Here is a 25,222-nt window from a genome sequence, read left to right as displayed (position 1 = left end):
AATTAGCTGATTCCCACTCATTCCCGATTGAGGATTGCCGGCCAGTTTTCTTCAGCCAACTCAATGTATTCTGCCTGATCCTGCTGCCAGATTTCTTCGATCTCGATCGAGTGCGTCAGGTACAGACGACCATCCACGACCTTCCAGGCCTTGGGGTCCGAGCTCTTCAGAACTCCCATCGCCATCGCATATGAACAATACCCGCCGAACTGCGGTGCGAAAGCACGGGGATTGCTTTCGAACAGCTCGCGGTTTTCCTGCGAGGTGAAATGCCACCGCGCCCCTTTCCACATCACGGAATTCTCGGGCATGCCCATGATCGGCGTAGAACCGTCGAAAAAGGACACGGCATCATACCCGGCCAACGCCACCCCTTCGGTGGTGTAGTAAACGGGCCTTTCCTGCGCATACGTGGAAGGCGCCAGAAAAAAAGCGCACAGCGCGCCAAGTGTGGAACGTCGGGTCAGCATTGCCATGTCAGAATCTGAAATCACTGGGGTATCAAGATGCAATTTTTTGCTGCATGCGGAACCCCTGTTGACGTGGATGTGAACGATCTTCACCCAAAAACGGTCAATCGAAAATGTCTTCGATCACATCCCAGGCTTCATCGAACACGCGCGAGAACATGCTCTTTTTCTTCTTTTTTCGCTTGGTCTTCCGCGGAGGGGCATGAGAGACCGCAGATCGCACCGTTTTGGCAGGCGCAGCCTTCCGCTTGGGTAGCATCTTCAGATCATGCAAAGGTGCGCCACAACTGGAACAGCTCAGCTCGTGCCGTTCTTTGCCCCTCAGGACCAGCGCAGCCCGGGTCCCGCAGTAGCAGCAGGTCGCAATTTTGGATGGACCGGAAATAACGCTCTCCTTTTTGTCAGGGCCGGGATGCATATAAGGCGATTGCCGCCGCATTTGAGACATTCAGCGATCCGAATCCCCCGGCTGCGTCAATTTTCACCAATTGATCCACGGTTTCCTTCGTCTTTTGGCGCAATCCCGGGCCTTCCGCCCCCAGAACAAGTGCGACGGGGCGGTCCCGACCGTCGCTCAGCGCGCCTTCGATCGTCACGTCTGCTTCTCCGTCCAGCCCAAGGACCAGAAATCCCATATTCTGTAGTTCAACAATTGTGTCGGCAAGGTTGCGCATCCGCAGGTAAGGCTGACGCTCCAGCGCGCCGCTGGCGGTTTTTGCCAGTGCCCCGGTCTCGGGCGCGGAATGGTGGCGCGTGCCGATGACGGCACTGGCACCCAGAACCTCGGCCGAGCGCAGAATCGCGCCGACATTGTGCGGGTCCGTGACACGGTCCAGAAGAATGACGCGCGGGTTTTCCCGACCGATGCAATTTTCGGCCAGACCGCCCCAGTCCAGTGGTTTCACCTCCAGCGCGGCCCCCTGGTGCACCGAGCCTGCATCAATGGGCGCCGTAAACTTGCGCGGATCAGCCATCTCGGGCTCGATACCAGAGAATTCAATCGCTTCCGCCAGTTTATCCCGCGCATTGCGCGTTACGATCAGGCGCAGTTTCTGCCGATTGGGGTTCATCAAAGCGTCGCGAACCGCATGCAGACCGAACAGCCAAACGGTTTCAGCAGCCGCAGCTTTACGCGCCTGTTCCTTCTCAACGACCCATTTGGGTTTCTTCATTTTTCAGGCCTCCGGGCCAAGAGTTCGGTTTCCTGCGCCAAAGCGAAATTTTCCTGTTGACGCTTCTTTGGTGCGCTAGTAATCACGCCTCCACGTCAGGTGCAACGCCTGACAGTGGGCGACAGGCCGCAAGGTGTGGCAGGGGACTGTAACTCCCTCGCGGAGACGCACGCCTGGTTCGATTCCAGGGTCGCCCACCATCTTTCCAGCAGGTTTCAAAGATGGTCAGATTGCATTGCCCGCGCGTGCTTACGTGCATGCTTATGCGCAATGACGGCTACAAAGACTCGTAAAAGTTGCGAAACCGGGCATCGCCCGCTAGTCTGTTCACGTATTTGCGAGGGACTTGTTATGAGACTGCTTTTGGCGGCGCTTGCCGTTTGTGTCGCGGGCGCAGCGAATGCGCTGACTATTACATTTGACAATAACTTTCCGAATGATCCTCAAAGCGGGCTGACAACGTTTCAAGGAACCAGCCAAGGTTTCACTTTTGACTATGCACCCGTCTACAACTTTGGAAATCAGATCAACTTGCACGACGACAACGGTGTGCTGTCAACGGTGGTGCAGGCCGTAAACGGGACGAAGTTTACGGCACAATCCGTGGATCTGTCAGGATTGTCGCGTGTGTTCAAGACCGGATCCGGCCCTGCACCCGCACTTGGAACGCAGGCCTACAACCAGTGGCTCAAGGCGGGTACTGCGACAGTTCCAACCCTGACATTTTCGGGGCTTCTGAACGGTGCCACAGTTGCGACGCAGACGTTCGGACCTTCGGCTTTGAACACTTTTGGTTTCTCCAGTGGGTTCACGGCCATTGATCAACTGTTGATCACGCTGAACGTCCCCAACGCGGTCAAATTCCCCTTTGGCCTTGGGTCGAACACCGTTTGGTGCGACCAATGGTGTGGCGAATTCAACGTGGATAATTTGCAGGTTGCACCGGTCCCCCTGCCCGCAAGCGGGCTGCTTTTGTTCGGTGCCGTTCTGGGCCTGTTCGGGTACCGCAGGCTTAAGACAACCTAAGTGCACCCAACATTAAAAAAAGTGGCGCTGATTTGTTTTTCAGCGCCGCATTTTGTCTCTTAACCAAGAGTTTGGAAGTTTCTATTCCGCCGCCTGACGCAGTTCCGAGACCTTGTTGAACCACGCCTCGATTGCATCCAGATCCGCCGGCAGGGCTTCCGCTGCACCATCCGCGAAGGTCTGGAATTTCTCTTCGTTCAAACCGTTCACGCCGACCAGCACCGGGATATCCATCGCCAGCGCTTCGCCGATCACGGGGCGAAACCCCCGTCCATCGGATTCATGCTTGCCGAATTTGTTGATGATCAGCAATTGGGGCGCGCCTTCCAGCGAGGCGGTCACATATCCCACCGCCTGTTCCAGCGCTGCCGGGTCCAGACGGCAACCGCGCGACTGGGTGCCCAGCGACTGCGAAATGCGGATGGTTTCACCGTCGGGCAGCACGCGCAAGTCCATATCGCATTTGCTGCTGTCGGCGCACTCCGTGTTTGTTTGCACGACACCGGCCAGTTTTGATCCGGACGCCAGCAGGCGTTCCGCAACGGCGCTCAGCAGGCGGTCCGTCGCGCCGCGATCGGTGGTGGTGACATAGGCCAGATGCATCTTGGACCTCTTGTAATTCGTTTGTGACGTTTCAAATAGCACGCAAGGCACCGCCCGGCCACTCCCTCGTTCACGGAAGCAGGGACAGGCCAATCACAGGAGCGTGCAAGTGAAGCAGAACCGCATAGGCGGCAAGTGCGGCCAGCCACACCCCGGGACGCGGCCAGGGGCGCGGTGCGCGCAGTGAGAACCGCGCCGTGTTGCGGGACAAGCGGACCCATTCAAAGCCCATTTCCCGCGACTTGCGCCGGTCGACAAGGGCCATGCCCATGGCTGCGAAACCGGCAAACAGGCCGAACAGAATCACATGTGACAGGCTGCCATTGGCAAGAAGATGTGCCACCGCCCACAGCATCAGCGCGGCAAGGATAGGGTGTCTAGTTGTGCGCAGGATACCGGGCTGTTCTGGGTCAAAGGGCCGATTGCCCAGCCCTCCGAACGAAAACGGGTTCTGAATGATCAGCCCCGCGACAGCCAGCCAGCAGACCACCGGCATGATCAGAACCGGCGCCCAGCGCAAAAACGCAAATGGCGGGATGACCTCGACATAAGGAGCGTTGGCAGCGGCAATGATCAACCACGCCAGGACGGCCAGCGACAGAACCGAATAGGCCGTGAAATACCCCCGGCGCCCGAGTGTATCGATCAGCCACCCGCGTATGGCAGGCCGCACCGGAATCGCGTGGCTGAGAAGGAATGTGACGAGCGCTGCAAGGAATAGGACCCAACCGGTCATGGTGATCTCCGCTTTATTGGGATCGGTCTAGATCAGGACGGCACGGGTATCCTTGTCCAAAATCAAGTTCGGCGCAGGGGCGATGCATCGCCTCTGCCCTGTTTACAACCCAAGCGCCGCGCGGCGTTCTTCGGCAAAGCCCTGCACGATGCGATCGGCAATCAACGCCAGAATCGCCATCGCGGCCCCGGCCGAAATGCCAAGCCCCACATCCGCCTGGCCCAGCGCCAGATAAATCGACTGCCCCAGACCCGTGGTGCCGATCAGGGCGGCGATCACCAGCATCGCAAAGGCATAGAGGATGGTCTGGTTCAGCCCCAGCAGGATCGTGGGCGCGGCATAGGGCGCGCGCACGTCGCGCATGATCTGCCATTCGGTCGCACCGCTTGAGATCGCGGCCTCCATCATCTCGTCCGGCGTGTTGACCAGCCCGTGCCGCGTGTAGCGGATCATGGGCACGATAGCATAGGCACAGATTGCCAGAAAGGCCGAGAACTCGCCGATCTGGAACACCATGAGGACCGGGATCAGGAACACGAACAGAGGGATTGTCTGCAACATGTCGCAGATCGGACGGACCACTTTCCACACCGGCTCCCAGACCGCGCTGGCAAGGCCGATCAGGCCGCCGACCACGGCACAGGAAAACACCGCCGCACCGCTCAGGTAAAGCGACAAGAGTGCTCTCTCCCACAGGCCCGAAACGAGGATGGTGCAAAGCAGCCCCACGCACAGCGCCGCCAGGCGCCAGCCCCCCGCGACCCAGCCCAGAGCAGCGGCGCCGGTCAGAACGAAAGGCCATGGCAGGTTGGCAATGCCGGTTTCCAGCATCCCAATCAGGATCATGACGATCAGACCATCCGTCAGCCGCCCACGCCATGCCATCAACAGCGCGATCCCGGCACCTGCGGCAAACAGGCCAAAGCTCATGCCCGCCGTCCACTGGAAGCCCCAGGTGAAGGGCAGGACCGCCTGATCTAGACCGATCCGCAAAGGCAGCAGCACATAGAAAAGTGAGTTGTTCTTGAGCGCATCCAACCACGGGCCATTGGCCTGAGTGAACGCGGTCAGGCCGCTGTCCACAGCCTCGGCCATCGGATCCAGCAAGGTCAGTTCGGATGGGTTCGGCAACCACGCCCAGAAGGCGGCGGTGAAGACCACGGCGAAACCCAACATCGCCCAGACAACCCGGCTGTCATAACGTTTGCGCTCGGTCGCCAAGGTGCCGCTCATGCGATCTATGACGACGGCAAAGACCACGATGACCAGACCAGCCATCAGAGACTCCCCGAACTGCGCCTTGCGCATGGTCAGCAGAACCTCCCAGCCGATATCGTTGAACCCACCGATGACGGCGGCAATGATGACCATCGACAAGGCCGCCATCAGACACTGGTTCACACCGACCATGATCTGCGTCGTAGCGGCGGGAATTTCGACCTGAAACAATTGCTGAAACCGCGTGCCTCCGGACATGATCGCGGCCTCTTTGATCTCGGGCTCGACCCGTTCCAGCCCCAGCATCACGTTGCGCGCCATGGGCGGCGCGGCATAGATGGCCGAGGCGATCAGACCGACGACGGGGCCAAAGCCAAAAAGCAACAACAACGGCGTCAGATACGCGAAGGTCGGCACGGTCTGCATGACGTCCAGAACCGCCTGGACGAAGGATTTCACCCGCGGCACCTCGTTGGCGAGGATGCCTATGCCACCACCCAAAATCAACGCCACCGGAACGGATACTGCGACCAAGGCCAGAGTGTTCATGCTCTCAGCCCAGTAACCCGACGCCAGGACAAAGCTAAGGCCCAGAAAGCCCAGCGCCGCCATGGGCAAACCGCCCAAGTACCAGCCCAGAGCGGTCACGATCCCGATCAGGAGGGGCCATGGCGTGTTGCCAAGAACGAAATTCGCCCAGTTCATCGGATAGGTCATCATATCCGAGAACAACCGCATCGCCGGTTTGATCAGGTTCAGAAACCAATCCAGAAACGCGCCCACCCATTGGGTTGCAGGCAGTTCCCACGCGGCGGGCCATTTGACCAGCCATGGGGCGATGCCCTCGAGTGCAAGGCAAACCGCACCGACGACAACCGTAATCAGGGCGGCCTTGGCGCCCGCCGTCAGCCGCGCGCCGTGCTGCGTCGGAACCTCAGTTAAGGCGGTCATGTTTCGTCCACCTGAAGCGCGGCAGCCAGATCGGACGGGTGCACCGTGCCAACGAGATTGCCATCGGCATCCCGCACCGGCACGGGTTCATATAGTTCCATGCAATGGGCCAGGGCCGCGTCCAGTGTCATCGACGTAGTCAGGCCGGGATCATCCGGGCCACACTCTGCCTCGTTTCGCATGACCGAGGCGACTTTGGCATGCTGCCCCTTGGCGACATCCTTCGAGAATTCGCGCACATAGTCATCGACGGGTCGCAGGACGATATCCGTGGGCGTGCCGATCTGCACGATCTTGCCATCCCGCATGATGGCGATGCGGTCTGCCAGCTTCAGCGCTTCCTGAATATCGTGCGTGATGAAGACGATGGATTTCTTCAACGTCGCTTGAATGCGCAGGAATTCATCCTGCAACTGGCGACGGATCAGTGGATCAAGCGCCGAGAACGGTTCGTCCAGAAACCAGATGTCAGGGTTTACGGCAAGACTGCGGGCGATACCCACCCGCTGCCGCTGCCCGCCGGAAAGCTGTCGCGGGAAGCTGTCTTCGCGCCCTTCCAGACCAACCAGCGAAATCACTTCCTGCGCGCGGTCCAGCCGTTCCTTTTTGCCCACGCCCTGAACGCGCAGAGGATATGCGACGTTTTCAGCTACGGTCATGTGGGGGAACAGGCCGAAATGCTGGAACACCATGCCCAGTTTTTTCCGGCGCAGCTCGGTCAGGGCCTTTTTTGAGGCGCCTATGACATTCTCGCCATCCACCCGAATTTCACCACCCGTGCCGGGCAGCAGTTGCGAGATACAGCGGATCAGCGTGGATTTGCCCGAGCCCGACAGGCCCATGATGACGAACAATTCGCCTTCCCTGACCTCGAAATTGGCATCTTGAACCGCCGGAATAAACCCGTTTTCCCGCAGGTCTGCGGCGGCCTTGTCAGCGTCATTCCCTGACCGAGACAGCGCGTCGGTCAGGGCTTTGTCAGCGCCCGGGCCAAAGACCTGCCAGAGATTCCGGCAGGCAATGGCTGGCATAGTCGTGTCAGTCACCTAAGTGGCTCACTTGGTCGCCGCGTCGACAACAGGACGCCATTTGTCTTCGTTCTCGGCCATCCATGCAGCGACAACTTCTTCGACCTGGCCGCCGTCAACATCGATCGCACCCATCATCGGCTGCTGGTCTTCGACCGCCAGTTGATAGTTGGACAGGATTTCATAGGCGGCGGGCCACTTTTCTTCCAGGCCGCTCCAGCCGGCTTTGAAGATGCGAGATGGTGAAAAGTCGCAATCGTTTACCGCGTTCGGGTTCGGACCCCACGCCGGATCGTTAAAGCACGCCTCTTCACCTGCGGGCAGTTCAACGAACTGCACGTCATAGGCAGACATCGCCCAGTGCGGCTGCCAGAATGTGATTAGCAGCGGCGATTTGCGCTCGGTCGATGCGCGAAGTTCAGCGATCAGGGCACCTTCGGAACCGGCGGGGACAGCCTTGAACGGCAGCTCAAGGCCGGCCATGCGATCCGCACCAGGTGTGCCCCAGTCGGCCGGATAGTCGACCAGACGGCCACCGGGCAGAGTTTCCGCCGTGGCAAAAACCTGCGCGCAGTCTTTCAGCGCTTCCCACGCAGGCAAGCCGGGGCACAGATCAGCGACGTGCGCCGGGTATGCGATACCTTCCTTTGCATCCAGGCCAAGATCGCCGATTTCGACAACCGTGCCTTCCTCGATCTTCTTGGCATATTCATCCGAAACATTGGACGACCAGATTTCCAGCGTCGCGTCGATGTCTCCATCGGCCAGCGCCTGGAACTGGTTCATCATGCCGGCGGTTACATATTCCACTTTGTAACCGGCGGCCTTGAGCATCTCACCCGCCACATGCGTGGTCACGTGCTGACCGGTCCATTCGTTGATCGCCAGTTTGATCGGCTCGTCCACGGCCCCCATATCCGCCGCATGCGCCGCACCGGCAACGGTCAGGGCCATAAGGCTTACACTCAGTTTTTTCATGGATTTTCTCCCTGTCTTATTTGTTTTGCCCACCCCGGCAGGGGTTTCCCGCCGGTATCTTTGTCTGATGACAATACCATGCCGCAACATGCACAAATTTGGTCGGAAAAGGAAAGTGATCAGTTTGTAACAGCGCAGCTTTCTTGCCGCTGATGCGTAGATTTTCCCCCGCAGGCGCCGCAAGGACCCCTGCCCGACCCGCCATTTTTCCCCGCCCCGGGGCACGGAATGTTGACTGACGAGTCAATCACAAACTGTTTTAAGACCGTTTGTCGAGGATTTCTTTGACAGTTCAGTGTTTTTTCTTGTTCGGGCCGAGTTTCATTTTCGGTCGGGCGGCTTTCGAACACCGAAAATTCCCATTGCAAAAGGAAGGCAAAACAAATCACTCTTGACATGACAGCTTTGAGGTTGGGTTCATGCGTTCATTTGACGAAATCTTTGATATTGCCGCCTCTCGCCACGGTGGGGTCGAAGCCTTTGAAGCACAGCTGACCAAGCCCAAAAGCCACGAAGAACTGGCGGCGATGCCCGACGACCGGTGGCTATCGATCATCGCGAAATGCGTCTTTCAGGCCGGTTTCAACTGGAAAGTCATCGAAAACAAATGGGATGGATTCGAGGCCGCCTTTGACGGTTTCGATGTGGGCCGGTGTGCGTTCATGGATGATGAAAAGTTCGATTCCCTGCTGCAAGACACACGCATTGTCCGCAATGGAACCAAGATCGCAGCAGTGCGGGACAACGCGGCGTTCCTTTTGGAACTGCGCGACGAAGGCGGCGCGGGCCAGGTTCTGGGGGGCTGGCCCTCTGATGACTATGTCAGCCTTCTAGCCATGCTGGCCAAACGCGGGTCTCGTCTTGGCGGGGCTTCGGCGCAATATGCGATGCGTTTTGCGGGCCGCGACAGTTTCATTCTGTCGCGGGACGTCACCGCCCGTCTGATCGCCGAAGGTGTGATCGACAAACCCGCCACGTCAAAAAAAGCCATGGCGGCGGTGCAACGGGCCTTCAATTCCTGGATGGATCAATCCGGGCGGTCTTTGACGGAAATCAGCCGGGTTCTGGCCATGAGCCTGTGAAAACGGTTTGCGGATCGCAAGCAGAGGACTAGGATTCACCTCATGGTTCTGCGCGTATTCCTGTGTGCTCTTTTGTTGCTGTCCTCTTGCGGCCGTCCGTTGACAAAGCAAGAGCGCGACTTTGCGGATGCCATTCAGGGCGAAACCCTGAATCTTGACAGCGTGCGATTGGTCCAGGGTGCGCCGGTTGCCAATGTGACGTATTTCCGCGAAGAGCGGCCACGTCTGGCGTGCCGCGAGCGCATCCTTCCTCCGGTAGACCCCGGGCCGGTGACAGGCAAGCCAGCCGCCGTGGCCCTGTTCAACAAGGTCTACTTTGCGCGCGACTGGTATCTGGAAGACTACATGTCCGATTTTCCGGATCAGATGAACCTGGTGGCTGCGATGCTGCTGGCCCATGAACTGACGCATGTCTGGCAGTGGCAGAATCGCCGGACCACCGGTTACCACCCGTTGCGAGCAGCGGCGGAACATGGTGGGCGCAGCGACCCGTATCTTTTTGACCTCGAAACCTCGCCGGACTTCCTGTCCTACGGGTTTGAACAGCAGGGCGCCATCGTCGAGGAATACGTTTGCTGCCGTGCGCTGGACCCTCAGGCCACCCGAACCAAACGGCTGCACAGGATGCTGAGCGCGCATTTTGATTTGTCCCCGCTTCCGCAAAAAGGGCGAGAGCGCGCAATCCTGCTTCCCTGGAGCGAGGCCGAGACCGACGGGATTTGCAGCGGAACCTAATTCTGCTGCAAGGTCTCCAGATAGGCCACCAGATCCACGATGGGCTGGCTCGTCAGAATCGGCTGACCCTGCGGCGTTTTCATGGATGTGTCCTGCCCATCAAAATAAGGACCATAAACCGGCATCGGACTGCCATGGCTGACCAGCGGATCCCGACCATCAATGCGGGAGACAACGCGGGCCGTCGGGAACATGCCCTCTTCGTCGGACAAAGCGGTCAGATCGCTCGGTTGAACCACCAACACGGCTGCCATCGGGCCCTGACCCATCGCATCGATTCCGTGGCAGGTCGCGCAATGGTGCATATAGAGTTCCTCTCCGGTCTTCGCGTCCTGTGCCCAGGCGGCCTGCGAGGCAGCAGCCGAAACCCCAAGAACCATTACACTGATTGTTGCCTTGAACATCGTATCCTCCTGCCTGGATTGGCATTTGCAGGGTTGCCCGATGACCGTCTTGGCGCAATGATCCAGATCAACGAAAAAGGTACAGAGGTTTCGGGCAATGACACAATACGCCGCCATCATGCTGGCCGCCGGATTTGGAATTCCGATCCTGGCCGCGCTCAACGCGGCGCTGGGAAAAGTCATCGGGTCGCCAACTGCGGCGGCTGTTGTGTTGTTTGCCATTGCCTTCGTCGCCTCGGCCTTGGTCATGGCGCTGTTTCCCGGATTTGCGGCCTTGTCCAAAATTGCCAATGCGCCGAAACACCTGTTGCTTGCAGGTGTCCTGATTGCTTTCTATGTCCTGTCGATCACCCATGTCGCACCGCATTTCGGGGTGGGCAATGCCGTGTTCTTTGTGCTGCTCGGGCAATTGATCAGCGCTGCGGCCATCGACCATTTCGGCCTGTTCGGCGCACAGGTCGAACCGCTTACGCTCATGCGGATGGGCGGGATCGCCGTCATGGCCATTGGCGTTGCGATCACTCAACTGGCCTGAGCACCCCGCCCTCAAGCCGGACCATCCGGTCCATGCGCGCCGCCAGGTCAAGATTGTGCGTTGCTATCAACGCCGACAACCCCTCGTCCCGCACCAGTTTCATCAGTGTATCAAAGACCTGATCCGAGGTTTCGGGGTCCAGATTGCCCGTCGGTTCATCCGCCAACAAAACACGGGGCGCATTCGCCAAAGCCCGGCAAAACGCCACCCGCTGCTGTTCCCCACCAGACAGTGCGGCGGGGCGATGGCTGGCGCGTGCGGCCACGCCGACACGGTCCAGCAGATCCAGCGCTCGGGCCTGTGCGGCCTTGTCCGGCACACCATTGGCCAGTTGTGGAAGGGTGATGTTTTCCAACGCGGTGAATTCCGGCAGCAAGTGGTGGAATTGATACACGAACCCGACATCCTGCCGACGCAGTGCGGTTCTGGTCCGGTCGCCCTTGCCCGATACGTTCTGCCCGCCGATTTCAACGGTTCCTTCGTCGGGCATGTCCAGCAGACCGGCGATATGCAGAAGCGTTGATTTACCTGCCCCAGACGGCGCAACCATAGCTACGGCCTCACCCGCGCGCAGATCCAGATCAACTCCGCGCAGGACCTGCACCTCGCCCGGTTTGCCTTTCAGATAGGTCTTAGTCAGACCTTTCAGACGCAATGTGACATCATTCATAGCGCAACGCCTCGACCGGGTTCAGCCGCGCCGCTCGACGGGCAGGGAAATAGGTGACGACAAAGGACAGACCAAGCGACAGGCCGATCGCCTTGAGCACGTCGCTCAGGTGCAGCTCGGCGGGCAAGGCATAGATGCCCCGGATCGACGGATCCCAGACGCCACCGCCCATCACGTAATTCACGAAGGAAAAGATCGGATCGATATAGATCGCAAAAAGGCACCCCAGGATGACCCCCATTGCCGTTCCGATCAGGCCGGTAAAAGCGCCGCAGATGAAAAACACACGCAGAACCGACCCTTCGCTCAGGCCAATGGTGCGCAGGATGCCGATATCGCGCCCCTTGTTCTTGACCAGCATGATAAGGCCCGAAACGATATTCATCGCGGCGATCAGAACGAGGATCGAAAGGATGATGAACATCACGTTGTCTTCAACTTCCAGCGCCCGCAGAAAGCCTCCGGATGCATCTTGCCAGGTCCAGATCTGGCTGCGTTCGCCCGAGGCCTCGAGAATCGAAATCAGGATCGGGCCCAGGTCTTCGGGGTTGTCCACCATCACTTCGATTTCATCGGCCACACCTTCGCGATTGAAAAAGCCCTGCGCCTGCGAAAACGGCATGTAGACGCGCGTGCGGTCGATATCATAGCGCCCGGCCGAGAACACATAGACAACGCGATAGGCATTCACGCGGGGCGACGTACCAAAGGCGGTTTTGACGCCGTTGGGCGAAGTCAACTTGACGACATCCCCGACCGTTGCCCCGATGCTGCGCGCCACGCCTGAACCAATTGCGATGACATCCTCACCCGTCTGGAATTCAGACAAGTCCCCCACAGCCTGCTCTGCCTGGGCAATTCCGGGCAGATCACGCAGATCGTCGGGTCGGATTCCAAACACTTCAACCCCGCTGCTGCGGTCGCGGTTGGTGATCAGCACCTGCCCCTTCACCAAGGGAGCCGCGCGTTGAACTCCGGGCACTTGTGCGATCCGGGCCGCGCGCTCTTCGTAGTCGGCAATCGTGCGATCCACCCGCCCCTGCGCGTCAATCTCGCCTGACGAATAGACCGTCACATGCGCGTTGGCGCCCAGAATGGTGCCGACGAATTCGGAACGGAAGCCGGACCGGACCGCCAGTGTCGCGATCAGGGCAAACACTGCCAATGTGATCCCGATCAGAGAAATCCAGGTCATCACACTGACGCCGCCCTCGGCCCTGCGGGCCCGCAGATAACGCCATGCGATTTTCCATTCAAAAGGGGCAAAGGGCGGGGGTGTCTTGGCCATGCCTGCTCCGGGGTGTTCATGTTCGCGGGGACAGTTTCGGCATTTCACCCGATGGTCAAGCCGGTTGTCGCTTTGAACCCGTTCGTCAGCCTGAACGAGCCGAATCAATCCGGTTGCCCAGCACGGCGGCTGGGCCAAACGGATGACTTGGAAATCTGGTGCTACACCATGAGTTGTGAAGCGCATCACAGACAAACCGGTATTGTTTCATGTATGAAGTTAATCATCGCGCTTTGTGAGCTCCTGAATCGAAAAAGCAACAATGGGCGCGAAATTTTATTACTCTTTTTGATTATTTTCAGAAACTTTGTCACCCTGTATGTGGGGGAACACATTTAAGGAGCGGGGGTCGCTCAATGAATTTTCAAATTTCAACCAACGGTGCGGGGGTTATTCCGTCTCGCCAAGCATCAAAAGAACTGGATTGTGAAACAGCGGCGCTGCTGCGTGCGGCCATTCGGCCGATCTTTGCCAGCGCGGCAAGCTGGGGCAATCTGACGGATATTCTGAAAGACAAAGGGTACCGTCTGGTTTTCCGGCAAGGGCGTCTGTGTATCACGGATCGCACTACGGACGCGCGGGTTTGCGGGTTGCGGTTTCTGGGTCTTGAGTTTCGTGACCTGGTCAACCGGCTGGGCCGTCCGATCGTGGTCGCACGCGGCGATGGCGCCAACGGAGATATCCTTGCAACGCGCCCGACGGCAGACCAAGACTGACGTCTCTACCATTCAAATTGGTCAGTTCACATTTGGTGGCCAAGCCAATCGCATGGCCACCTTCGCGAAATGGATCTGTGTTGCGTGACAGCAAGACCCGTCACCGGTGACGGTGCTCAGGCAATCTGCTGGTAGATTTCAGCAACTTTGGTAACGGCCGCCTCGGGGCTCAGTTCCTCGCTTTCACCGGTCCGGCGGCAAGTCAGTTCAACGACACCATTCTTCAGGCCACGCGGCCCAACCGTGATCCGCCAGGGCAGACCAATCAGATCCATGGTCGCAAACTTTCCCCCTGCCCGTTCGTTGCGGTCATCATAAAGCGGCTCCAGCCCCAAGGCTGTCAGAGCATTGTAGATTTTGTCACAGGCCGCATCCGCTTCTTCATCGCCCTGCTTCAGGTTCACGATGCCGCAATGGAACGGGGTCACGCCCTCGGGCCAGATTATGCCTTTGTCGTCATGGCTGGCCTCGATGATTGCGCCGACCAGACGGCTGACGCCGATCCCGTGGCTGCCCATATGCACCGGAACCGGTTTGCCATCCGGGCCCTGCACGGTGGCGCCCAGCGGCTCGGAATATTTCGTGCCGAAATAGAAGATCTGTCCAACTTCGATACCACGCGCCACGCGGCGGCGTTCTTCGGGGATCTGATTGAACAGCGCCTCGTCATGCGTTTCATCCGTGCGTGCGTATTTCGAGGTGAACTCTTCCAGGATCGCCTGACACTGTTCGCGGCTGTCATAGTCAATCTCACGATCACCAAAGGTCAGATCGGTGACGGCGCTGTCATAGAAGACCTCGGATTCACCAGTGTCAGCCAGCACGAGGAACTCATGGGTGTCATCGCCGCCGATGGGGCCCGAATCCGCGCGCATCGGGATCGCCTGAAGGCCCATACGTTCGTAGGTGCGCAGATAGCTGACAAGATGGCGGTTATAGGCGTGCAGCGCGTCTTCCTTGGTGAGGTCGAAGTTGTAGCCGTCCTTCATATAGAACTCGCGGCCTCGCATCACGCCGAAACGCGGGCGGATTTCGTCGCGGAATTTCCACTGGATCTGATAGAGAGTCAGCGGCAGGTCTTTGTAGCTGTTCACGTGGCCGCGGAAAATATCGGTCACCAGTTCTTCGGCCGTGGGCGTGAACAGCATGTCCCGGTCATGCCGGTCCTTCATGCGCAGCATTTCCTGCCCGTAATCGTCATAGCGCCCGGATTCGCGCCACAAATCCGCCGACTGGAGGATGGGCATCTGAATCGCGATGTGACCAGCCCGGGCCTGTTCTTCATGGACGATGTTTTCCAGCTTGCGCAGCACTTTGAAACCCAGCGGCAGCCAAGAATAAATCCCCGCAGAGGCCTGCTTGATCATCCCGGCACGCAGCATCAGCCGGTGGCTAACGATCTGGGCCTCGGACGGGTTTTCCTTGAGAACGGGCAGAAAGTAACGGCTGAGGCGCATGAACGATCCTATTTGTCTAGCGAAAGCCCGAATGCTCTACGCGATCCACAAAGGCTAGGCAAGGCGGCGCATCATTCAGGCTTGCGCAGCAAATAAGTGTAATAGTTGCACGAACCAAAGAACGTGCCTTCTCGCGCGGCTGTTTTCTGACCTTCGGCCCATTTCAAGGCGGTCTCGGCGTCGATCGCGCCTGCCTGAATGCACGGGCCGACATAGGCGTCGATCATGTTTCCGAAAAACGAGGTCTGGCCAGCCTCGGCCAGCAATTCCGGGATGAAACCGGAAACTTCCAGCCCCGCCTGCCGGGCCAGGAACGGAAGATGCCGCAGAACGAACGGATTGCCGACAACCGTCTGCAAGATTGCGTCCACCGCCATCGCGTTGGCGTCAGGGTCGCCAGCGCCGATCGTCAACGACGCATAGTCGCCATCGAAAATGGCGATCGTGCCGCCGGGCCGCGTCAGCCGCGCGGCTTCCTCCAGCATCGCCGCCGGGTCCGCCACGTGGCTGATCACCGTATGCGCGATGACGATATCAAAGCTGCCTTGGCCGTCACCGGTGTTTCGGGAATCCGCAACCTCGTACCGAATGCGCCCCGCCAACCCCGCGGCATCCGTCTTTTCCATTGCTACCTTGATCAGTTCCGCCGCCAGATCCGACCCGACAATATCGCACTCCGGGCCGACCCGGTCAGCCAGCGCCCGCGTCACGACGCCCGTGCCACAGCCCAGATCGACAATGCGGCGGCACGAGGCCCAGTCGAGCCGGTCGAAATAGCGTTCGCGCATTTTCACGAAATCCGGCATTTCGCCGCGAAACTCCAGACGGTCCGCAACGACGCGAACCGTGTCTTCCCCCTGTTGATCCAGGCTCTGATAGATGTCGGGCATTGCTCCGTCCCCCAAGGCAGAGCGTCAGTATAGCACGTTTCGGCCCGGCACGTCGGCTCTCTGCGCTGGCGGACTGTGAACGCGACGCCCGGCAATGGCGCGTTTGCGACCCAAGGTCAGTCGGGTTTTTGATTGACCCGCCAATTGGGAATTTCAATTGTGGCGGGAACACAAACACCAGGAGGCGCTGTTGCAGACAATTCAGGAACCCGCCCGGCAGATACCTGTCATCCACCAGACCGATATTCTGGTCGTGGGCTCTGGCCCGGCCGGGTTGGCAGCAGCCCTGGCAGCGGCCCGCGCAGGCGCAGACGTGTCGCTGGTTGACCGGTTCGGCTGTATGGGCGGCAACATCACTGCCGTCGGCGTCGAAGGATTCGCCTGGTATCGGCACGAGCAAACCGTCGAGGCCGGCGGCGTCGGGACGGAGTTCGAAACCCGCGCCAAAGAGATGGGCGCGGCGGTGCCCGAAAGCCAGTCGCTCAGCTATGAACTGGACAGCGAAGGGTTCAAGCTGGTGGCGGACAAGCTGGTCGAAGAGGCGGGTGTTCACCCGATGCTGCACCGGCAATTCGTCGCCCCCATCATGGAAGGGGACCGGATCACTGGCATCATCACCGAATCCAAGGCCGGGCGCGAGGCGATACTGGCCAAGGTGGTAATCGATGCCACCGGCGACGCCGATGTGGCCCATCGCGCGGGGGCCCCGACGCATAAAACACCACGAGAAGACATGATGGCGGCCTCTGTCATGTTCCATCTGGCCGGGGTGGACAAGCGCGCCTTTATGGAAGGCGTCAAAGCCGATCCGCAGACCTACAAGGACTGGGGCGGCGGCGGTGAGTGGAACATCGAAACCAGCGGCAAAGAGGACGACATGTTTTCGCCCTTCGTGCACAAGCCCTTCCAGCAGGCCATCGATCAGGGGCTGATCCCGCCCCATCTGAATACCATTGCCGGCACCTGGGGCGCGATGCATGACACGGGCGAGCTGACCTACATGAACCTCATCCATCTGGCCGAGATTGATGGGACCGACCCCGACAGCCTGACACGTGGCGAGATCGAAGGCCGCCGTCAGACTATGCTGGCCATCGAGGCGCTGCGCCGGTTCATGCCGGGATGCGAGAACGCGCGGCTTCGGAATTTCGGGATGACCATCGGTATTCGCGACACCCGCAAGATCGATGCGGTCTACAACATGACCGAAAACGACGCCCGCCATCAGGGCCGGTTCGAGGACACGATCGGCATCTATCCCGAATTCATCGACGGCTATGGCATTCTGATCCTGCCGACCACGGGGCGGTACATGCAGGTCCCCTACCGCTCGATGCTGCCCAGGGGCGTCAAGGGCCTGCTGGTCGCTGGGCGGTCGCATGGTGCGGACCGGGTGGCCCATGCCGCAACGCGCAACATGGCCTGCTGCGCCGTCATGGGCCAGGGTGCGGGCATTGCGGCGGCCATGGCACTGAAAAGCAATCAGAGCCTGGACCAATTGAACCTGGCACCTGTTCACACGGAACTAGAGCGTCAGGGGGTCAGGATTCACTGATGGATAGGATTCCGACAATAGACATCTCGCCGCTGTCCGATCCCGGCAGCGCAGCCTTTGCCGCAACGGTACAAGGTATAATTGAGGCCTGCACAGGAATCGGGTTTCTGTCCATCACCGGGACAGGTGTGTCCCAGCAGACGGTGGATCAGGTCCGTCAGACCACACGAGAGATCTTTGCCATAAATGAATCCCGCAAATGGGATCAGGCCATCACGCGCGAGAGTTATCGCGGTTATATCCCGATGGGTTTTTTCACACCGAATGACGGATCCGGCAAGGCCGACAAATACGAGGGGTACAAGCTGCACCACGAGGTTGCCGCCACCGACCCCGTGCGCGCTGAATGTGCCCTGTACGGCCCGAACCTGTGGCCCGCCGAAGTTCCCATCGCCAAAGAGGTCATCCTGGACTATTGGCGTCAATTGGATCAGGTCACTGATGTGTTGTTGGGCGCATTGGAATCCGGCCTGAACTTGACCCCTGGCATTTTGCGCGACGCGTTCCGCAACCCGATGACCAATATGACATTGCTGCACTATCCCCCGCAGGCCGCGGAAGAAGCGGGCTATGGCATCCATCCGCACAAGGATACGGACGCACTGACCATCATCGCGCCCGATCCGGTGGGCGGGCTCGAGGTGCAGACCCGCAGCGGCAAGTGGATTTCACCGGACTGCCCAATCGGTGGCTTCGTGGTGAATATCGGCGACATGCTGGAGCTGTGGTCAGGCGGGCGATTGAAATCCACGCCTCACCGGGTAGTCAACCGGTCGGGCAAGGAACGGTATTCTTTCCCTTATTTCGCCGTACCCCGCCATGACGTCATTGTTGAACCGTTGTTGCCCGCCCTGCCCGGTTTCGACCGCCCGGCGGTTCATTGTGGGCACTGGTCGGCAGAAATCTGGCGCACCAACTGGCCCGATGAAGCCGCAGAAGAAGACACCCCTGAACTGGGGACGTTGCACGATTGAAACGGGCAAAGCCCGTGCCCATGAAGCGCTTGCATCATGGGCTTTGATGCGCCAAGAACGCCTGCAAAGGCCTGAACAAGGGGATCACGATGGCTTTGCCGGTAAAGGATCAGCTGAGATACTGGGGCGTCGCCGCTGCGGTTTTTGTTTTGATCCTCTGGGCTTTGGGGGATGTCCTGCTGCCCTTCGTCATAGGCGGAGCAATTGCGTATTTCCTTGATCCCGTTGCGGATCGGCTGGAGCGGTTGGGCCTGTCGCGCATCGCAGCCACAGCCATCATCACCGTCGTCGGGATTTTGGGGTTTATTTTGGCGATCCTGATGGTCGTGCCCGCCCTGATTACTCAATTGCTGGATCTGATCGACGTTCTGCCTGACCTGTTCAAGCAATTGCGCGGGTTCATTGAAAAACAATTCCCGTCGCTGCTGGACCGGGAATCAAACACTCATCAGATGCTGGTGTCCTTCGGCGACATGCTGAAATCCAAGACCGGGGATGTTCTGCAAACGGTTCTTGCCTCACTCGGGTCCGCGATAAACATTGTTGTCCTTCTGGTAATCGTGCCCGTCGTGGCTGTTTACCTGCTGCTGGACTGGGATCGCATGGTCGCTCGCATCGGAGAGCTCCTGCCGCGTGACCACGCCCCCACCATCAGGCGGCTGGCCGGTGAGATTGATGCCGTGCTGGCCTCTTTCGTGCGCGGGATGGGAACGGTCTGCCTGATCCTAGGTACTTACTATGCCGTCGCGCTGATGCTTGCCGGTCTGCAATTCGGCCTGATCGTGGGGTTCATCGCGGGGCTGGTCACGTTCATCCCCTATCTGGGCGCCCTGATCGGAGGCTCATTGGCCATCGGGCTGGCGCTGTTTCAGTTTTGGGGAGATTGGGCACATGTCGGACTGATCGCGGGGATCTTTGCGATCGGGCAGGTCACCGAGGGGAATTTCCTGACACCCAAACTGGTAGGCAGCTCTGTCGGGCTGCACCCGGTCTGGCTGCTGCTGGCACTGTCGGTCTTTGGGGCCTTGTTCGGCTTTGTCGGCATGCTGATCGCCGTGCCCGTGGCCGCAGCATTGGGCGTGCTGGCCCGATTTGCCACATCGCTGTACCTGGACAGCCGACTTTATACCGGTCTTGAACGTCAGGATCAGGAAACCGAGTAAATGGCCCGACAACTCAGCTTTGATCTGCCCGCCAAAACTGCGCTCGGGCGAGAGGACTTTTTTGTGTCGCCTGCCAATGCCTTGGCCGTGGCGATGATCTCGGCCACATCCTGGCCGGGAAACAAGCTTGTTCTGACCGGCCCGGCCGGTTCGGGCAAAACCCATCTGGCGCATGTCTGGGCCGCGGAAACCGGCGGGCGCATCATTCAGGCTGCGGATTTGCGGTATGACGACGTGCCGGATCTGGCACTCAGGCCGATTGCCGTCGAAGACGTGCCCATGATCGCCGACGATCCCGACCAGCAGAAAACGCTGTTTCACCTGCATAATCTGGTTCTGGCCGAGGGGAACGCCCTGCTGATGACTGGTCGGCTGGCCCCGAAATTCTGGGAATTGCCACTGGCCGACCTGCAAAGCCGGGTCGAAGGCGCCCATCACGTGGCGCTGGATCCGCCAGACGATGCGTTGCTGGGTGCGGTTCTGGCCAAACTGTTCGTAGATCGGCAGCTGAACCCCGGCCCCGAGGTAATCGCCTATCTGGTCAAACACATGGATCGTCGATTTGAAACTGCGGCCGACGTAGTGGCGCAGCTGGATCAATTGGCGCTTATGGAAAAGCGCGACATCACCCGCTCCCTGGCCGTGCGGGTTCTGAACATGAGCCCGGACGAGATCGAGACGGGTGATTGACCCGCACCCGCCAATTTCGCATCCTCACACAGCATTATCTGGAAGACACATGGATCAGACCGCTGCAACCGACATCCCTGATTGGGGGCCTTTCGGAAAGCCACTGTTCGACGAGCCTGGAACCCGGGCATTGTCGCGTGTCGGAGTTGTCGATGTCGGATCCAACTCGGTCCGGATGGTCATCTTTGACGGTGCGGCCCGATCGCCGGCCTATTTCTACAATGAAAAGGTCATGTGTGAATTGGGCGCGGGCCTGTCCGAGACCGGGCGAATGAACCCGCGTGGGCGCGAACGGGCACTGGCGGCGCTGCGACGGTTTCAGAATCTGGCGGTTGATCTGGAATTGCCGGGCCTGCATGTCGTGGCCACGGCAGCGGTGCGCGAGGCCAAGGACGGGCCGGATTTCTGCGATCAAGTCAAGGCAGAGACCGGGCTGCACGTGGAAGTCATCGACGGGGAAGAAGAAGCCCGTTTATCAGCTCAGGGAGTGCTGCTGGGATGGCCTGGAGCCTATGGCCTGATCTGCGACATCGGCGGGTCGTCGATGGAACTGGCCGAGATCGGAGACGGTCAGGTCGGCCGCCGCCTGACTTCGGCCCTCGGGCCGCTGAAACTGCGCGATATCAAGGGCGGACGGCGCGCACGCAAGGCCCATATCAAAAGCACGATGGAACAGCTGCGCGATCAAATGGGTCCGCAGCGGGATCGTCTGTTTCTGGTTGGCGGCAGCTGGCGGGCCTTTGCCCGGCTGGACATGCTGCGGCGGGGCTATCCGCTGAACGTGCTGCATGAATACCGGATGACGACAAAACAGGTTCGTGAAACGATCAAGTTCATTGAAAAGAACGATCATGAAAAGCTGCGCAGCCAGGCCGGTGTATCCAGCTCGCGGATGTCGCTCATCCCCTACGCGATGGATGTTCTGGCCCGGCTGATCCGAACGTTCAAACCGAAGGACATCGCCATATCCAGCTATGGGATCCGTGAGGGATTGCTGTATGAACAGATGTCGCAGGAGTTGCGCGACCGGGACCCGCTGATCGAAGCCAGCCTTTTTGCCGAATCCAAGGATGCCCGCCTGCCCGGATTTGGCCGAAACCTCTATGATTTCGTGATGCCGCTGTTCAAATCAGCGCCCCCCAGCAGCGTTCGACTGATCAAGGCTGCGTGCCTGCTGCACGATGTCAGCTGGCGTGCTCATCCCGATTACCGGGCCGAAGTCTGTTTCGACAACGTCACCCGCGCCAATCTGGGCGGTTTGAAGCATTCCGAACGTGTCTTTATCGGGCTGGCCTTGCAGCACCGGTATCGCAACAAACGCGAGGGCAACCGCTTTGCGCCCCTGTATGAACTGCTGGACGAAAAAGGCCAGAAAGACGCCGAGATTCTGGGCAAGGCCATGCGATTTGGCGCGATGCTGTGGATGCACAACGACGCCAATATGGGGCGCCTGAAATTCTATCCCAAAAAGCGGCAGTTGGAGCTGTACCTGCCCGAAGCAGCAGCCCCCCTGTTCAGCGAAGTTGCCGAAGCGCGCCTGAATTCACTGGCGAACGCCCTGAAATCCGATACGCGCGTGATCATCAAGGGCTGACCCTCGATCCGATCAGATATCAGTTGCCCCTTCGGGCAATTCTTCACCTTCATTTTCAGGCTCTGGCGGATCCTCGGCCGGTTTCCTGCGGATGATGATATCGCCATTGGGCAAGATCTCGGGCGCTTCATAAGCGCTCCAATCCTTGATCTCGGCCCCCAGTTCGGCCAGTGCGGGGCCCATTTCCCGCAAGAATGACTGCATTGCCGGGCCAAACTCATCCGCAAGGCCCAGCAGCTCATCCAGCGCCGGTTCCATCTCCTTGCGCAGACCTTCGAAAAACAGCTCGGCCCCCTGCTCCACCAGGGATTTGCTGTTGTCTTCCTGCGAAAGGGCGGGCGCGGCGATGCCGGCAGTGATCATGCTGATCAGCAAAACGTGTTTCATACCTAGAATATAGCGCCCCAGCCGCAGGCGTGAAAGGTCACAGGTCGATGTCCAGTGTGACCGGGAAATGATCCGACGCCGTCAGCAGCGCCTGTCGCAGGTCCGGTGCGGACCAACAGGCCGCGTCGCGAAACGGATGCCAAATGCGCCAGGCCGGGCGGTATGCACGCAGATCCTGGGTTATCATTATGTAATCCAGAAGAGCCTCGAGAAACCTGCCTTCTTCCGGGCGGGCAAAACGCGCCGTGGAAGGTATCGATCCCGGCCGAAAACCATGAGCCGTCACCGCGTGCGGGTCGAACAACCCTGCCTCCAGCAAAATCTCGACCGAAGAGCGGCCGAAAAGATGCTCGAACTCATCCAGCCCGGGGCCGTCGTTCAGGTCTCCCAGCAGAATGACAGGCTCCTGGCTGGCAACGTGCATCTCGACCCGCCTGGCCAGCCAGACCGCCTGCGCCAGTTGCTTGCGGCGGTTGGCAATCGAGATCCGGATCGCCTCATCCCGCGACCCGGCCCCATGCGGAGCCTTGGATTTCAAATGAGCTCCGATCAGCCGGACGCCGTGTCCCGACTGCGTCGTCACCGCCAATTCCATCGGTGGTTTGGAAAACCGCACGACATCCTCGGTCGCATCAATATCCAGATCGATTCTGAACGCACCATCGAACCGGGGGGCCAAGGGGTCGTCGATGTCACCCTTGGGATCATGGCGCACAGTGAGAATGGTCCTGTCGTAGAGCAGCGCCAGCTCTTGATGGGTGTCGTTGGCAAACCCCATCACCGCGTCAGAGATGCGCAGATCGAACGCCTCGGCAAAGGTTTGCAGGGCCCGCACCGTGTTCTGGCGTTTGCCGGTGTTCGGAGCCTCGACAATCAATACCGCATCCGCGTCAATCGCGATCAGCACTTTTGCAATCGCCTCGACCTGCTGCGCCTTGGTGACATCATGCCGACCGGACCAGGTGTCATCGACGATCAGATTGTCGTTTTGATCAAAAAGATTGGCAAACCATTCGATATTGTAGGTCGCCAGCCGCATCCTGTCAGGCCCGCGCGCCGTTGATCTCATCCCAGGCGCGGTTGATGTCGATCATCTTTTTCTCGGCCAGTCTGATCGCCTCTTCCGGGACACCGCGCGCCATCATGGCGTCCGGATGCGTTTCGCGGACCAGCCTTCGCCAGACTTTGCGGATATCGGGCAAGGGCATGTCCTGCGGCACGCCCAGAACCGTGTAAGGATCTTTTGGCGCATCCGGCACAAATCGCGCCCGCAATGCTTTGAATTGAGCGTCGGACTGCCCGAAGATCTTGCTCACTTCCTCCAAGAACGCGTTCTCATTGGGATGGTAGAACCCATCGGCCATGGCGATGTGAAACAGCCCCTCCATCAGGTCGCAAAGCGTGGTGCTGTCTTCGGCGAACATCCGGGCGATCTTGCGGGCATAGTCCTGATACCCCGCCACATCCGTACGTGCCATGTTGAAGACCCGCGCGGCATCTTCTTCGTCTTCGCGCGCGATCTGGAACACATCGCGGAATGCGGTGACTTCATCTCGTGTCACCTGACCATCTGCCTTGGCCATTTTTGCGCCCAGGGCAATCACCGCAATCGTGAACGCCACCGATCGTTCCGGCGGTGTTCGCAGCTTTTCAAAAACTGCGGCCAGGCTTTCGCCTTGGGCCAGCGCGCTGAGGGCATCGGATATGCGGGTCCAGATCGACATGGGCGTACACTAGCGTCACAATTCAGGACTGTCAGGTGCGACAGATCATTCAGGCGAAAGAATTTTCTGCATCAGCACAAGATCCAGCCATTGACCCCATTTGAACCCAACTTCGGGCATGCGACCAACCTGTGAAAAGCCCAGCGCCGCGTGAAACGCCACGGCGCCCGGATTGGCCGAGGAAATGCCTGCAACCAGCACATGCGCCCCGTCGGTTCGTGCGGCCGCCTCAAGCGCTTGCATCAAAGCCCGCCCAACGCCTTTTCCGCGCGCGTCCGGTGACAGCTGGATCGAGTGTTCGCGCGTCTGCGCGTATCCGGGGCCCGCACGAAACGGGGCATAGGTGGCAAAACCAACAACGTGCCCATCATGTTCGGCGACCAGGAAGCCGGTGCCCCGCGCCGTAATATCCTCGGTGATTTGCGTCGTGCTGCGCTCATCGGTCGTGAAGGTGATCAAGGACTCGCGGATGATCGCATTGGTGATCCTGGCGATTGCGGGCGCATCCGCCGCCATGGCCGGCCGAATGATCATTCCAGCACCCGGACCCCATGAGGTGTCTCGAACTCCGCCCTGAGCGCGGCCGGACCGGTGTCGAACACCACCTGATCCAATGCACCAAGATGTCTGGCCAGCGTCAACGCATCCGGGTGGTACACAACCAAGCGCCGCAGCCGACAGCCGCTGTTTTGCAGCATGTCGGCCGGGTGAAGGTCGCCCTGCCATTCGATAAGTGCGGGAAACAAGTTGTCGAACGGCAGGCGCCCGGTTGGTGGAACCGCCATGCGCCACCGCAGCGCGCCCCGGGTCAGATCGATCGGTTGTCCGACACCATCGGGAAACACCGCAAGCGAGGCTTCGATATCCTCGACCCGGCAAATCCAGTTGGTCAGACGCGGGCTGCCCTCGAAACGGTCCAGATCGAACCACCGCGTTCTGCCAGGTGTTTGCGCCTGCGGGTCGATCGCAATCGCCTCCAGATAGAGCCCGCCCCTGAGGCCCAGCAACTTGTTGTATGTCCCGAACGTCTCGTGCTTGCCGCCGGGTTGCAGCGCAACGCCAAGCGCTTGTTCGATATGGGCAGATGCGTCTTCCAATGTTTCACCCGCGACGGCCAGATGATCCAGTAACATGTGCCACCTCCTGCAAGTTTACGGCCAGACCCTTGCGGATCTG

29 protein-coding genes and 1 tRNA gene are annotated in these 25,222 nt (G+C 59.5%); 12 read left to right on the top strand and 18 right to left on the bottom strand.

Features of this window, described 5'->3' with window-relative positions; genetic code table 11:
* Positions 1-17 precede the first annotated feature (17 nt).
* The 3 genes from ACR0A2_RS08510 to rlmB form a co-directional block, all read right to left on the bottom strand.
* On the bottom strand, positions 18-476 hold the full coding sequence (locus ACR0A2_RS08510) for a YHS domain-containing (seleno)protein (protein ID WP_480834730.1): 459 nt from the start codon (positions 474-476) through the stop codon (positions 18-20).
* A 97-nt stretch (positions 477-573) separates the two neighbouring features.
* Positions 574-888, bottom strand: coding sequence for a hypothetical protein (locus tag ACR0A2_RS08505; protein ID WP_253283489.1), 315 nt, complete (start codon positions 886-888; stop codon positions 574-576).
* Positions 872-1,642, bottom strand: coding sequence for a 23S rRNA (guanosine(2251)-2'-O)-methyltransferase RlmB (gene rlmB / locus ACR0A2_RS08500; RefSeq protein WP_170343685.1), 771 nt, complete (start codon positions 1,640-1,642; stop codon positions 872-874). The genes ACR0A2_RS08505 and rlmB overlap by 17 nt, the downstream gene beginning before the upstream one ends.
* A gap of 116 nt (positions 1,643-1,758) precedes the next feature.
* Between rlmB and ACR0A2_RS08495 the strand changes: the two genes are divergently transcribed.
* Both ACR0A2_RS08495 and ACR0A2_RS08490 read left to right on the top strand, forming a co-directional pair.
* Positions 1,759-1,842: transfer RNA gene (locus tag ACR0A2_RS08495), tRNA-Tyr, on the top strand.
* 151 nt (positions 1,843-1,993) lie between these two features.
* Positions 1,994-2,668: a hypothetical protein gene (locus ACR0A2_RS08490; RefSeq protein WP_480834729.1), complete on the top strand. Its 675-nt coding sequence runs from the start codon at positions 1,994-1,996 to the stop codon at positions 2,666-2,668.
* Between the two features lie 81 nt (positions 2,669-2,749).
* Here the strand turns inward: ACR0A2_RS08490 and ACR0A2_RS08485 are convergent, their stop codons facing one another.
* The 5 genes from ACR0A2_RS08485 to ACR0A2_RS08465 form a co-directional block, all read right to left on the bottom strand.
* On the bottom strand, positions 2,750-3,271 hold the full coding sequence (locus ACR0A2_RS08485) for a DUF2478 domain-containing protein (protein WP_480834728.1): 522 nt from the start codon (positions 3,269-3,271) through the stop codon (positions 2,750-2,752).
* A 70-nt stretch (positions 3,272-3,341) separates the two neighbouring features.
* Positions 3,342-4,007, bottom strand: coding sequence for an NnrU family protein (locus ACR0A2_RS08480; protein ID WP_480834727.1), 666 nt, complete (start codon positions 4,005-4,007; stop codon positions 3,342-3,344).
* Positions 4,008-4,109: 102 nt separating this feature from the next.
* On the bottom strand, positions 4,110-6,176 hold the full coding sequence (locus ACR0A2_RS08475) for an ABC transporter permease (protein ID WP_480834726.1): 2,067 nt from the start codon (positions 6,174-6,176) through the stop codon (positions 4,110-4,112).
* A complete protein-coding gene (locus tag ACR0A2_RS08470) occupies positions 6,173-7,222 on the bottom strand; it encodes a quaternary amine ABC transporter ATP-binding protein (RefSeq protein ID WP_480834725.1) in 1,050 nt (349 codons plus the stop codon). Before ACR0A2_RS08470 ends, ACR0A2_RS08475 begins: the two co-directional genes overlap by 4 nt.
* A gap of 9 nt (positions 7,223-7,231) precedes the next feature.
* A complete protein-coding gene (locus ACR0A2_RS08465) occupies positions 7,232-8,182 on the bottom strand; it encodes an ABC transporter substrate-binding protein (protein WP_224853472.1) in 951 nt (316 codons plus the stop codon).
* A gap of 419 nt (positions 8,183-8,601) precedes the next feature.
* Between ACR0A2_RS08465 and ACR0A2_RS08460 the strand changes: the two genes are divergently transcribed.
* Together ACR0A2_RS08460 and ACR0A2_RS08455 are read left to right on the top strand one after the other, a co-directional pair.
* A complete protein-coding gene (locus tag ACR0A2_RS08460) occupies positions 8,602-9,264 on the top strand; it encodes a DNA-3-methyladenine glycosylase I (RefSeq protein WP_480834724.1) in 663 nt (220 codons plus the stop codon).
* A 42-nt stretch (positions 9,265-9,306) separates the two neighbouring features.
* Complete coding sequence (locus tag ACR0A2_RS08455; protein ID WP_480834723.1) at positions 9,307-9,999, top strand: hypothetical protein; 693 nt, start codon at positions 9,307-9,309, stop codon at positions 9,997-9,999.
* On the opposite strand, the gene ACR0A2_RS08450 is transcribed toward ACR0A2_RS08455, so the two are convergent.
* Positions 9,996-10,403, bottom strand: a complete 408-nt coding sequence (locus tag ACR0A2_RS08450) for a c-type cytochrome (RefSeq protein WP_480834722.1) — start codon at positions 10,401-10,403, stop codon at positions 9,996-9,998. The genes ACR0A2_RS08455 and ACR0A2_RS08450 overlap by 4 nt on opposite strands.
* A gap of 97 nt (positions 10,404-10,500) precedes the next feature.
* Between ACR0A2_RS08450 and ACR0A2_RS08445 the strand changes: the two genes are divergently transcribed.
* The gene (locus tag ACR0A2_RS08445; protein WP_170343675.1) at positions 10,501-10,938 is read left to right on the top strand and encodes a DMT family transporter; all 438 of its coding nucleotides are present in this window, start codon (positions 10,501-10,503) and stop codon (positions 10,936-10,938) included.
* On the opposite strand, the gene ACR0A2_RS08440 is transcribed toward ACR0A2_RS08445, so the two are convergent.
* On the bottom strand, positions 10,922-11,608 hold the full coding sequence (locus ACR0A2_RS08440) for an ABC transporter ATP-binding protein (RefSeq protein ID WP_152458702.1): 687 nt from the start codon (positions 11,606-11,608) through the stop codon (positions 10,922-10,924). The two genes, ACR0A2_RS08445 and ACR0A2_RS08440, sit on opposite strands and share 17 nt — an antisense overlap.
* Positions 11,601-12,896, bottom strand: coding sequence for a lipoprotein-releasing ABC transporter permease subunit (locus ACR0A2_RS08435; protein ID WP_171227870.1), 1,296 nt, complete (start codon positions 12,894-12,896; stop codon positions 11,601-11,603). Before ACR0A2_RS08435 ends, ACR0A2_RS08440 begins: the two co-directional genes overlap by 8 nt.
* A gap of 18 nt (positions 12,897-12,914) precedes the next feature.
* Between ACR0A2_RS08435 and ACR0A2_RS08430 the strand changes: the two genes are divergently transcribed.
* Together ACR0A2_RS08430 and ACR0A2_RS08425 are read left to right on the top strand one after the other, a co-directional pair.
* The gene (locus ACR0A2_RS08430; RefSeq protein ID WP_480834721.1) at positions 12,915-13,235 is read left to right on the top strand and encodes a hypothetical protein; all 321 of its coding nucleotides are present in this window, start codon (positions 12,915-12,917) and stop codon (positions 13,233-13,235) included.
* 17 nt (positions 13,236-13,252) lie between these two features.
* On the top strand, positions 13,253-13,612 hold the full coding sequence (locus tag ACR0A2_RS08425) for a hypothetical protein (RefSeq protein WP_152458705.1): 360 nt from the start codon (positions 13,253-13,255) through the stop codon (positions 13,610-13,612).
* 116 nt (positions 13,613-13,728) lie between these two features.
* Here the strand turns inward: ACR0A2_RS08425 and proS are convergent, their stop codons facing one another.
* Both proS and ACR0A2_RS08415 read right to left on the bottom strand, forming a co-directional pair.
* Positions 13,729-15,069: a proline--tRNA ligase gene (gene proS / locus ACR0A2_RS08420; protein WP_171227868.1), complete on the bottom strand. Its 1,341-nt coding sequence runs from the start codon at positions 15,067-15,069 to the stop codon at positions 13,729-13,731.
* Between the two features lie 71 nt (positions 15,070-15,140).
* The gene (locus ACR0A2_RS08415; protein WP_480834720.1) at positions 15,141-15,959 is read right to left on the bottom strand and encodes a methyltransferase domain-containing protein; all 819 of its coding nucleotides are present in this window, start codon (positions 15,957-15,959) and stop codon (positions 15,141-15,143) included.
* 190 nt (positions 15,960-16,149) lie between these two features.
* Here ACR0A2_RS08415 and ACR0A2_RS08410 point away from each other — a divergent pair, with 190 nt between their 5' ends.
* The 5 genes from ACR0A2_RS08410 to ACR0A2_RS08390 all read left to right on the top strand — a co-directional run bounded on the left by ACR0A2_RS08410 (position 16,150) and on the right by ACR0A2_RS08390 (position 21,935).
* Positions 16,150-17,514, top strand: a complete 1,365-nt coding sequence (locus ACR0A2_RS08410) for an FAD-dependent oxidoreductase (protein WP_437181693.1) — start codon at positions 16,150-16,152, stop codon at positions 17,512-17,514.
* Positions 17,514-18,488 (top strand): isopenicillin N synthase family dioxygenase, encoded by a 975-nt coding sequence (locus tag ACR0A2_RS08405; protein WP_480834719.1) that lies wholly within the window; start codon positions 17,514-17,516, stop codon positions 18,486-18,488. The genes ACR0A2_RS08410 and ACR0A2_RS08405 overlap by 1 nt, the downstream gene beginning before the upstream one ends.
* Before the next feature lie 89 nt (positions 18,489-18,577).
* The gene (locus ACR0A2_RS08400) at positions 18,578-19,651 is read left to right on the top strand and encodes an AI-2E family transporter (protein WP_171114837.1); all 1,074 of its coding nucleotides are present in this window, start codon (positions 18,578-18,580) and stop codon (positions 19,649-19,651) included.
* Positions 19,652-20,341: a P-loop NTPase family protein gene (locus ACR0A2_RS08395; RefSeq protein WP_480834718.1), complete on the top strand. Its 690-nt coding sequence runs from the start codon at positions 19,652-19,654 to the stop codon at positions 20,339-20,341.
* A gap of 49 nt (positions 20,342-20,390) precedes the next feature.
* Positions 20,391-21,935, top strand: a complete 1,545-nt coding sequence (locus ACR0A2_RS08390; RefSeq protein WP_480834717.1) for a Ppx/GppA family phosphatase — start codon at positions 20,391-20,393, stop codon at positions 21,933-21,935.
* A gap of 12 nt (positions 21,936-21,947) precedes the next feature.
* On the opposite strand, the gene ACR0A2_RS08385 is transcribed toward ACR0A2_RS08390, so the two are convergent.
* The 5 genes from ACR0A2_RS08385 to ACR0A2_RS08365 are packed head-to-tail and all read right to left on the bottom strand — an operon-like array spanning position 21,948 to position 25,179.
* Positions 21,948-22,322, bottom strand: coding sequence for a hypothetical protein (locus tag ACR0A2_RS08385; protein WP_480834716.1), 375 nt, complete (start codon positions 22,320-22,322; stop codon positions 21,948-21,950).
* 37 nt (positions 22,323-22,359) lie between these two features.
* Entirely contained in the window at positions 22,360-23,361 is a 1,002-nt protein-coding gene (locus tag ACR0A2_RS08380; RefSeq protein WP_480834845.1) for an endonuclease/exonuclease/phosphatase family protein, read from the bottom strand.
* 4 nt (positions 23,362-23,365) lie between these two features.
* The gene (locus ACR0A2_RS08375; RefSeq protein WP_171114829.1) at positions 23,366-24,046 is read right to left on the bottom strand and encodes a molecular chaperone DjiA; all 681 of its coding nucleotides are present in this window, start codon (positions 24,044-24,046) and stop codon (positions 23,366-23,368) included.
* 45 nt (positions 24,047-24,091) lie between these two features.
* A complete protein-coding gene (locus ACR0A2_RS08370; protein WP_480834715.1) occupies positions 24,092-24,580 on the bottom strand; it encodes an N-acetyltransferase family protein in 489 nt (162 codons plus the stop codon).
* Positions 24,577-25,179, bottom strand: a complete 603-nt coding sequence (locus tag ACR0A2_RS08365) for a VOC family protein (RefSeq protein WP_480834714.1) — start codon at positions 25,177-25,179, stop codon at positions 24,577-24,579. Before ACR0A2_RS08365 ends, ACR0A2_RS08370 begins: the two co-directional genes overlap by 4 nt.
* Between the last annotated feature and the right edge of the window lie 43 nt (positions 25,180-25,222).

The sequence above is a fragment of the Ruegeria sp. H8 genome (genome assembly GCF_056532905.1).
This window is presented reverse-complemented; position numbering and strand designations above follow the sequence as displayed.

Bases quoted from the DNA above. Each gene is read 5' to 3' on its own strand.
- ACR0A2_RS08440 (WP_152458702.1), bottom strand. From the start codon at position 11,608: ATGAATGATGTCACATTGCGTCTGAAAGGTCTGACTAAGACCTATCTG.
- ACR0A2_RS08480 (WP_480834727.1), bottom strand. From the start codon at position 4,007: ATGACCGGTTGGGTCCTATTCCTTGCAGCGCTCGTCACATTCCTTCTC.
- ACR0A2_RS08445 (WP_170343675.1), top strand. From the start codon at position 10,501: ATGACACAATACGCCGCCATCATGCTGGCCGCCGGATTTGGAATTCCG.
- ACR0A2_RS08510 (WP_480834730.1), bottom strand. From the start codon at position 476: ATGGCAATGCTGACCCGACGTTCCACACTTGGCGCGCTGTGCGCTTTT.
- ACR0A2_RS08380 (WP_480834845.1), bottom strand. From the start codon at position 23,361: ATGCGGCTGGCGACCTACAATATCGAATGGTTTGCCAATCTTTTTGAT.
- ACR0A2_RS08370 (WP_480834715.1), bottom strand. From the start codon at position 24,580: ATGATCATTCGGCCGGCCATGGCGGCGGATGCGCCCGCAATCGCCAGG.
- ACR0A2_RS08455 (WP_480834723.1), top strand. From the start codon at position 9,307: ATGGTTCTGCGCGTATTCCTGTGTGCTCTTTTGTTGCTGTCCTCTTGC.
- ACR0A2_RS08425 (WP_152458705.1), top strand. From the start codon at position 13,253: ATGAATTTTCAAATTTCAACCAACGGTGCGGGGGTTATTCCGTCTCGC.
- ACR0A2_RS08375 (WP_171114829.1), bottom strand. From the start codon at position 24,046: ATGTCGATCTGGACCCGCATATCCGATGCCCTCAGCGCGCTGGCCCAA.
- ACR0A2_RS08400 (WP_171114837.1), top strand. From the start codon at position 18,578: ATGGCTTTGCCGGTAAAGGATCAGCTGAGATACTGGGGCGTCGCCGCT.
- proS (WP_171227868.1), bottom strand. From the start codon at position 15,069: ATGCGCCTCAGCCGTTACTTTCTGCCCGTTCTCAAGGAAAACCCGTCC.
- ACR0A2_RS08465 (WP_224853472.1), bottom strand. From the start codon at position 8,182: ATGAAAAAACTGAGTGTAAGCCTTATGGCCCTGACCGTTGCCGGTGCG.
- ACR0A2_RS08385 (WP_480834716.1), bottom strand. From the start codon at position 22,322: ATGAAACACGTTTTGCTGATCAGCATGATCACTGCCGGCATCGCCGCG.
- ACR0A2_RS08460 (WP_480834724.1), top strand. From the start codon at position 8,602: ATGCGTTCATTTGACGAAATCTTTGATATTGCCGCCTCTCGCCACGGT.
- ACR0A2_RS08435 (WP_171227870.1), bottom strand. From the start codon at position 12,896: ATGGCCAAGACACCCCCGCCCTTTGCCCCTTTTGAATGGAAAATCGCA.
- ACR0A2_RS08505 (WP_253283489.1), bottom strand. From the start codon at position 888: ATGCATCCCGGCCCTGACAAAAAGGAGAGCGTTATTTCCGGTCCATCC.
- ACR0A2_RS08415 (WP_480834720.1), bottom strand. From the start codon at position 15,959: ATGCCCGACATCTATCAGAGCCTGGATCAACAGGGGGAAGACACGGTT.
- ACR0A2_RS08475 (WP_480834726.1), bottom strand. From the start codon at position 6,176: ATGACCGCCTTAACTGAGGTTCCGACGCAGCACGGCGCGCGGCTGACG.
- ACR0A2_RS08405 (WP_480834719.1), top strand. From the start codon at position 17,514: ATGGATAGGATTCCGACAATAGACATCTCGCCGCTGTCCGATCCCGGC.
- ACR0A2_RS08450 (WP_480834722.1), bottom strand. From the start codon at position 10,403: ATGTTCAAGGCAACAATCAGTGTAATGGTTCTTGGGGTTTCGGCTGCT.
- ACR0A2_RS08430 (WP_480834721.1), top strand. From the start codon at position 12,915: ATGTTCGCGGGGACAGTTTCGGCATTTCACCCGATGGTCAAGCCGGTT.
- ACR0A2_RS08390 (WP_480834717.1), top strand. From the start codon at position 20,391: ATGGATCAGACCGCTGCAACCGACATCCCTGATTGGGGGCCTTTCGGA.
- ACR0A2_RS08365 (WP_480834714.1), bottom strand. From the start codon at position 25,179: ATGTTACTGGATCATCTGGCCGTCGCGGGTGAAACATTGGAAGACGCA.
- ACR0A2_RS08395 (WP_480834718.1), top strand. From the start codon at position 19,652: ATGGCCCGACAACTCAGCTTTGATCTGCCCGCCAAAACTGCGCTCGGG.
- rlmB (WP_170343685.1), bottom strand. From the start codon at position 1,642: ATGAAGAAACCCAAATGGGTCGTTGAGAAGGAACAGGCGCGTAAAGCT.
- ACR0A2_RS08485 (WP_480834728.1), bottom strand. From the start codon at position 3,271: ATGCATCTGGCCTATGTCACCACCACCGATCGCGGCGCGACGGACCGC.
- ACR0A2_RS08490 (WP_480834729.1), top strand. From the start codon at position 1,994: ATGAGACTGCTTTTGGCGGCGCTTGCCGTTTGTGTCGCGGGCGCAGCG.